The following is a 6,539-nucleotide window of genomic DNA, read 5'->3' on the forward strand; positions in this document are numbered from 1 at the left end:
GCCGGCGGCTCTGCCGCCGGCCGGGCTTCCGCCTGTCGGAGAGCCGGTCAGGCGTCCTTGGCGGCGAGCTGACGGAGCACGTAGTGGAGCAGGCCGCCATGGCGGAAGTACTCCACCTCCTTCGGCGTCAGCAGCAGCACGTGCGCCTCGAAGCGGGTCTCGGCCCCATCCGCCTTGCGCGCGACGACCGTGGCCATCTTCGCCTTGCCGTCGTCCAGCCCCGCGATGTCGATGGTTTCCGTGCCGTCCAGGCCGTGGGTCTTGGCGCTCTCGCCCTCGCGGAACTGCAGCGGCAGCACGCCCATGCCCACCAGGTTGGAGCGATGGATGCGCTCGAAACTCTCGGCCACCACCGCCTTGACCCCGAGCAGGTTGGTGCCCTTGGCGGCCCAGTCGCGCGAAGAACCGGTGCCGTACTCCTTGCCGGCGAACACCACCAGCGGCACGCCGTCTGCCTTGTAGCGCATGGCCGCGTCGTAGATGGCCATCTTCTCCGGCGGCTCGCTGCCGAAGTACAGGGTGTTGCCGCCTTCCTCGCCGTCGAAGAACAGGTTCTTGATGCGGATGTTGGCGAACGTCCCGCGTACCATCACGTCGTCGTTGCCGCGCCGCGAGCCGTAGCTGTTGAAGTCGGCCGGCTGCACGCCGCGTTCCTGCAGGAAACGCCCAGCGGGCGAGTCCTGCTTGATGTTGCCGGCTGGGGAGATGTGGTCGGTGGTGATCGAATCGCCGAACAGGCCCATCACCCGCGCCCCGGAGATGTCGGAAATGTCGCCGACGTCCATCGTCATGCCGTCGAAGTAGGGCGGGTTCTTGATGTAGGTGGACGCGCCGTCCCATTCGTACAGGTCGCCGTCCGGCGAGTCGATGGCGTTCCAGCGGCTGTCGCCCTTGAACACGTCGGCGTAGTTCTGGGCGAACAGTTCCGGACCGACGGTCGCGGCGATGGTGTCGCCGATTTCCTTGTTGCTCGGCCAGATGTCGCGCAGGAACACCGGCTCGCCGTCGGCGTCGTGGCCGAGCGGCTCGCTGGCCAGGTCGATGTCGACGGTGCCGGCGATCGCGTAGGCCACCACCAGCGGCGGCGAGGCGAGATAGTTCATCTTCACCTCGGCGTGGATGCGGCCCTCGAAATTGCGGTTGCCCGACAGCACCGAGGCCACGGCCAGGTCGTTGTCGGCGATGCCCTTCGAGACCGCCTCGGGCAGCGGCCCGGAATTGCCGATGCAGGTGGTGCAGCCGTAGCCGACCACGTAGAAGCCCAGCTTCTCGAGATGGTCGAGCACTCCGGCCTTCTTCAGGTAGTCGGTCACCACCAGCGAGCCAGGCCCGAGCGAAGTCTTCACCCAGGGCGCGGCCTTGAGGCCCTTGGCCACGGCATTGCGGGCGAGCAGGCCGGCGCCGAGCATCACCGCGGGATTGGAGGTGTTGGTGCACGAGGTGATCGCTGCGATCACCACCGAGCCGTCGGTGAGCTCGTGCTCGCTGTCGTCGATCGTGATCTTCGAAACCGGCGTCGCCGCCAGCCGCTCGGCCTGCGGCTGGCCGCCGCCTTCCTTCTCGAAGCGCTCGACCTGCTCGGCCAGGGCGCCGTTGCGGCGGGCCACCAGCGGGCCGACGTTGTCGCGGAAGTTCTGCTTGACGTCCTCCAGCAGCACCCGGTCCTGCGGCCGCTTCGGCCCGGCCAGCGACGGCCGCACTTCGCCCAGGTCGAGCTCGAGCGTGGCGGAGTAGGTGGCTTCCGGCAGGCCCGGCTCGTGCCACAGGCCCTGCGCCCGCGCATAGGCCTCGACGAGCGCGATCTGCTCCTCGCTGCGTCCGGACAGGCGCAGATAGGTCAGCGCCTCGGCGTCGATCGGGAAGATGCCGCAGGTGGCGCCGTACTCCGGCGCCATGTTGCCGATGGTGGCGCGGTCGGCCAATGGCAGGTGGGCCAGGCCCTCGCCATAGAACTCGACGAACTTGCCGACCACGCCGTGCGCCCGCAGCATCTGGGTAACGGTGAGCACCAGATCGGTCGCGGTGGCGCCCTCGGGCAGGCGCCCGGTGAGCCGGAAGCCGACGACCTGCGGAATCAGCATCGACGAAGGCTGCCCGAGCATCGCCGCCTCGGCCTCGATGCCGCCCACGCCCCAGCCGAGCACGCCGATGCCGTTGATCATGGTGGTGTGCGAGTCGGTGCCGAACACCGTGTCGGGGAACGCCCAGGTCTCGCCGTCCAGCTCGCGCTCCATCACCACCCGCGCCAGGTTCTCCAGGTTCACCTGGTGCACGATGCCGGTGTTGGGCGGTACCACCTTGAAGTTCTCGAAGGCCTTCTGGCCCCAGCGCAGGAAGCCGTAGCGCTCCTTGTTGCGCTCGAACTCGATCTTGCCGTTGAGGTCGAGCGCGTCGCGGCGGCCGAACACGTCGACCTGCACCGAATGGTCGATCACCAGCTCCGAGGGAATCTGCGGATTGATCTGCTCGGGCCGCCCGCCGAGGCGGGTGACCGCGTCGCGCATCGCCGCCAGGTCCACCACGCAGGGCACCCCGGTGAAGTCCTGCAGCACCACCCGCGCCGGCATGAAGGCGATCTCGGTGTCGGGAGCGGCCTTCGCGTCCCATTTCGCCACCGCCTCGATGTGCGCTGCGGTGACCGTCACGCCATCCTCGTGGCGCAGCAGGTTTTCCAGCAGGATCTTCATCGCGTAGGGCAGGTGCGCGATGTCGAAGCGCTCGCCGAGCCTGGGCAGGCTGGCGTAGGCATAGGTCCTGCCGTTGACGTTCAACTGGCTGCGCGTGGCGAAGGAATCGCTCATGGGGCGAAGACTCCTGTGGCTGGGTGCGGGGGGCGCCCCGGCATTCTCGCGGGGGGGTCGTGACGGCAAAGTATGCCCGATTGAGTATGACAAATGAAGTATGTAGACTGCGGGCATACCCTGGACCGTGGCGGAGACCGCCGATGGAAGCGACCGTTGCCGAACGTGGCCAGATCACCCTGCCCAAGGCGGTCCGCGACGCTCTGGGCCTGAGCAAGGGCACCATCCTCAAGGTGGAGCTCGACGGCGGTCGGATCATCCTGCGCAAGAGCGTGGACGACGCGATCTCCCGCGCACGGGGACGGTTCCGGCTGGACGGGTTCGCCGACACCGACGAGGCGCTGAAGACGATCCGCGGCCGCGCCCCCGGCGATCCGCTCGACCCCTGAGCCGGCACTGCCGCGATGATCGCCATCGACACCCCGGTCCTGGTCGACCTGCTCGCCGACGGGCCGCATGCCGACGCCGCCGAGCTCTGCCTGCGGCAGTGCCTCGCCAACGGCCCGGTGGCGGTCTGCGACGTGGTGCTGGCCGAGGTCTGCAGCGCGCTCAAGGACGGCGCCGAGGCGCTCTCGGTGCTCGAGGAGATGAGCATCCGCTTCCACCCGCTGGAGGCGAAGTCGGCGCTGCGCGCCGGAGAGATGCAGCGGCGCTACCGGCAGCGCGGCGGCACCCGCACGCGCGCGGTGCCGGACTTCCTGATCGGTGCGCACGCGCTGCTGCAGTGCAACGGCCTGATCACCCGCGACGATCGCTTCTTCCGCGACTACTTCAAGGGCCTGAAGCTGATCGTGCCGTCGATCTGAGTGCGGCGGCTCATCCGGCGGCGGCGGGTTTCGCCGTGGTCAGCTCCAGCACCCGGGCGGCGATGCGGTCCAGCGGCAGGATCTGTTGCGCCGCCCCCAGCTTCACCGCGGCGCCCGGCATCCCCCATACCACGCTGCTGGCCTCGTCCTGTACCAGGGTCGCGGCGCCGGCTTCGCGCATCTCCAGCAGCCCGCGCGCGCCGTCGTCGCCCATGCCCGTCAGGATCACGCCGATGGCGTTGGCGCCGGCGCTGCGCGCGACCGAGTGGAACAACACATCGACCGCGGGGCGGTGGCGGTTGACCGGCGGGCCGTCCTCCACCCGGCAGCGCCAGCGCGCGCCGTCGCGAACCACCACCAGGTGGCGGTCGCCAGGCGGCAGATAGACGTGCCCCGGCAGCACCGCCTCGCCCTCGATCGCCTGGCGCACGGACATCGCCGAGAGGCGGTCCAGGCGTTCGCAGAACGAGCGGCTGAACCCGGCCGGGATGTGCTGGGTGACCACGATCGCCGGCGCGTCCGCGGGCATCTGCTCGAGCACCACCCGGATCGCCTCGGTGCCGCCGGCGGAGGCGCCGATGGCGATCAGGCGATCGGTGACGCGGAAGCGCAGCGCCGCCGGCGCCGGCGTCGCCTGGCGCGGCGCTGCGCGCTGCAGCGGCTGCACCCGCGCACGCGCGGCGCCGCGCACCTTGGCGCGGATCTCATCGGCGTACTGCGCCAGGCCCTGGGCGATGCCCACGGTCGGCTTGGTCACGAAGTCCACGGCGCCCAGCGACAGGGCCTGCAGGGTGATCGCAGCGCCCGGGCCGGTGAGCGACGACACCATCACCACCGGCGTCGGGCGCAGCCGCATCAGGTTCTCGAGGAACACCAGGCCGTCCATGCGCGGCATCTCGACGTCGAGCGTGACCACGTCCGGGTCCAGGCGCTTGATCTTCTCGCGCGCGATGACCGGGTCGTTGGCGGTGCCGACGACCTCGATGTCCGGATCGCTGCCCAGGATCTCGGTGAGCAGCTGCCGGACCACCGCCGAGTCGTCGACGATCAGCACCCGGCAGCGGGCGGTGTCGTTCATCCGAACAGCTCCACCCCGCCGCAGACCGGCGCACGCGACAGCCGCGCCCGCACCGCGGACTCGGTGGCGGCGACCTCCGCCTCGTGGGCGTGCGGCAGGCGCTGCACCATCACCTTGCCGGTGTGCGGGAAGAACCAGACCTTGCGCGGATGGATGCCCTGCAGGTCGGATGCCAGCACCGGAATGCGCTCGGCCTTGAGATATTCGCGCACGAACTCGGCGTTGCGGGTGCCGACCGGATTGTTGACGAAGCCCTGCAGCACGTTGGCGCCGCCGAAGACCTTCGCCTCCAGGCGCGAGCGGCTGGCGCCGCGCTTGAGCAGCTCGTTGATCAGCAACTCCATGGCGTAGCTGCCGTAGCGTGCCGGCGCGCCGTCGCTCACCGTGCCCTCGGGGAGCATGAAATGGTTCATGCCGCCGATGCGCAGCACCGGGTCGCGCACGCAGGCGGCCACGCAGGAGCCGAGCACCGTAACCAGCGCGGTGGGGTCGTCGACCACCAGGTACTGGGTGGGGAGCAGCTTGGCCGCCGGCACCTTGAAGCGGGTGTCGTGGTAGCGCATTACGTCGTCGGTCGGGAACGCCGCCACGCTGTTCATGGCGCACCCGCTGGAGCGCGGCGGTAGAGGGTGCGTCCGCACGGCTGGATCAGGTCGGCCGCGTGCAGGTAGTTCTCCGAGTGTCCGGTGTAGAGCAATCCGTCGCGGTCCAAGTGCTGGACCAGCCTGCCCAGGATCGCGCGCTGGGTCGGCTTGTCGAAATAGATCATGACGTTGCGGCAGAACAGCGCGGCGACCGGTTCACCGACGTCGTAGCGCGGCGCCAGCAGGTTGAGCGGCCGGAACTCGATCAGCTTGCGCAGTGCCGGGCGCACCCGGCACAGGCCGTTGCTGGCGCCGGTGCCGCGCTGGAAATAGCGGCTGCGCAGCTCCGGATCGAGCCCGGAGATGCGCTCGATCGGGTACACGCCGCGGTCGGCGGTCGCCAGCACCTGGGTATCGATGTCGGTGGCGAGGATGCGCACCGACGGGGTCAGCGAGCCGTGCGCCTCGCAGGCGATGATCGCCATCGAGTACGGCTCCTCGCCGGTGGAGGCCGCGCAGGTCCACAGCCGCGTCGGGCGCCCCGCCTGGCGCAGTTCCCCGAGCTGCACGCGCAGGCGCTCGAAATGGTGCGGTTCGCGAAAGAAGGAAGTCAGGTTGGTGGTCAGCGCGTTGGTGAACGCCTCCCATTCCTCGCCGCCGTCGCGCTCGAGGCGGTCGAGATAGTCGCGGAAACTGGAGAGCCCCAGGACGCGCAGGCGCCGCGACAGGCGGCCGTACACCATGTCGCGCTTGGCCGGGACCAGGGCGATGCCGGCACGGTCGTGGATCAGTTCGCAAACGCGGCGGAAGTCGCGATCCGCGAACTCGAATTCGCGGGTATCGGCCGGTACGGGAGACTGCGCGATGGAGGAGGAGGGGCTGGACACGGGGTGCGCACCGCTGCATCAGGGGGTCGCGGCGGCGGGATTGCCGCCGCGGTGACCGGCAAAGAGGGGAGGTCGCGCTACGCTTCCACGGGCTCCGGTGAGCGCGCGGGATGGTTCCGGACCGCCGGTGCCGCCGTGCCGAAGCGGACGCCGGACGACGGGGTCGCCTCGACGCCCTGCAGCCGGAACACGGCCACGACTTCCGCCAGCTGCGCGGCCTGCTCCTCCATGGAGTGAGCGGAGGCGGAGGCCTCCTCGACCAGCGCGGCGTTCTGCTGCGTGGTCTCGTCCATGCTGACGATGGTCTGGTTGACCTGCTCGATGCCCGAGGCCTGCTCCTGGGAAGCGGCGGAGATCTCGCCCATGATGTCGGTCACCCGCTG

Annotated in this window: 6 protein-coding genes and 1 pseudogene; 2 read left to right on the top strand and 5 right to left on the bottom strand. The window is 69.9% G+C overall.

Going from position 1 to position 6,539, the window contains the following annotated elements; genetic code table 11:
• Window positions 1–47: 47 nt before the first annotated feature.
• Entirely contained in the window at window positions 48–2,801 is a 2,754-nt protein-coding gene (acnA, locus tag H0E84_RS00750; protein ID WP_180676714.1) for an aconitate hydratase AcnA, read from the bottom strand.
• Window positions 2,802–2,944: 143 nt separating this feature from the next.
• Here acnA and H0E84_RS00755 point away from each other — a divergent pair, with 143 nt between their 5' ends.
• Window positions 2,945–3,190: an AbrB/MazE/SpoVT family DNA-binding domain-containing protein gene (locus H0E84_RS00755; RefSeq protein WP_180676715.1), complete on the top strand. Its 246-nt coding sequence runs from the start codon at window positions 2,945–2,947 to the stop codon at window positions 3,188–3,190.
• Between the two features lie 15 nt (window positions 3,191–3,205).
• Complete coding sequence (locus H0E84_RS00760; RefSeq protein ID WP_180676716.1) at window positions 3,206–3,607, top strand: type II toxin-antitoxin system VapC family toxin; 402 nt, start codon at window positions 3,206–3,208, stop codon at window positions 3,605–3,607.
• 10 nt (window positions 3,608–3,617) lie between these two features.
• Here H0E84_RS00760 and H0E84_RS00765 read toward each other — a convergent pair whose 3' ends face one another.
• The 4 genes and pseudogenes from H0E84_RS00765 to H0E84_RS00780 all read right to left on the bottom strand — a co-directional run.
• The gene (locus H0E84_RS00765; protein ID WP_180676717.1) at window positions 3,618–4,685 is read right to left on the bottom strand and encodes a protein-glutamate methylesterase/protein-glutamine glutaminase; all 1,068 of its coding nucleotides are present in this window, start codon (window positions 4,683–4,685) and stop codon (window positions 3,618–3,620) included.
• Window positions 4,682–5,284, bottom strand: a complete 603-nt coding sequence (cheD, locus tag H0E84_RS00770) for a chemoreceptor glutamine deamidase CheD (protein WP_180676718.1) — start codon at window positions 5,282–5,284, stop codon at window positions 4,682–4,684. The genes H0E84_RS00765 and cheD overlap by 4 nt, the downstream gene beginning before the upstream one ends.
• Complete coding sequence (locus tag H0E84_RS00775; RefSeq protein WP_425600439.1) at window positions 5,281–6,135, bottom strand: CheR family methyltransferase; 855 nt, start codon at window positions 6,133–6,135, stop codon at window positions 5,281–5,283. The genes cheD and H0E84_RS00775 overlap by 4 nt, the downstream gene beginning before the upstream one ends.
• Before the next feature lie 98 nt (window positions 6,136–6,233).
• Window positions 6,234–6,539 (bottom strand): annotated as a pseudogene (locus H0E84_RS00780) (methyl-accepting chemotaxis protein); the annotation flags it as partial.

The sequence above is a fragment of the Luteimonas salinisoli genome, from assembly GCF_013425525.1.
Taxonomy (GTDB): Bacteria; Pseudomonadota; Gammaproteobacteria; order Xanthomonadales; family Xanthomonadaceae; genus Luteimonas; species Luteimonas salinisoli.

Bases quoted from the DNA above. Each gene is read 5' to 3' on its own strand.
- cheD (WP_180676718.1), bottom strand. From the start codon at position 5,284: ATGAACAGCGTGGCGGCGTTCCCGACCGACGACGTAATGCGCTACCAC.
- H0E84_RS00755 (WP_180676715.1), top strand. From the start codon at position 2,945: ATGGAAGCGACCGTTGCCGAACGTGGCCAGATCACCCTGCCCAAGGCG.
- acnA (WP_180676714.1), bottom strand. From the start codon at position 2,801: ATGAGCGATTCCTTCGCCACGCGCAGCCAGTTGAACGTCAACGGCAGG.
- H0E84_RS00760 (WP_180676716.1), top strand. From the start codon at position 3,206: ATGATCGCCATCGACACCCCGGTCCTGGTCGACCTGCTCGCCGACGGG.
- H0E84_RS00765 (WP_180676717.1), bottom strand. From the start codon at position 4,685: ATGAACGACACCGCCCGCTGCCGGGTGCTGATCGTCGACGACTCGGCG.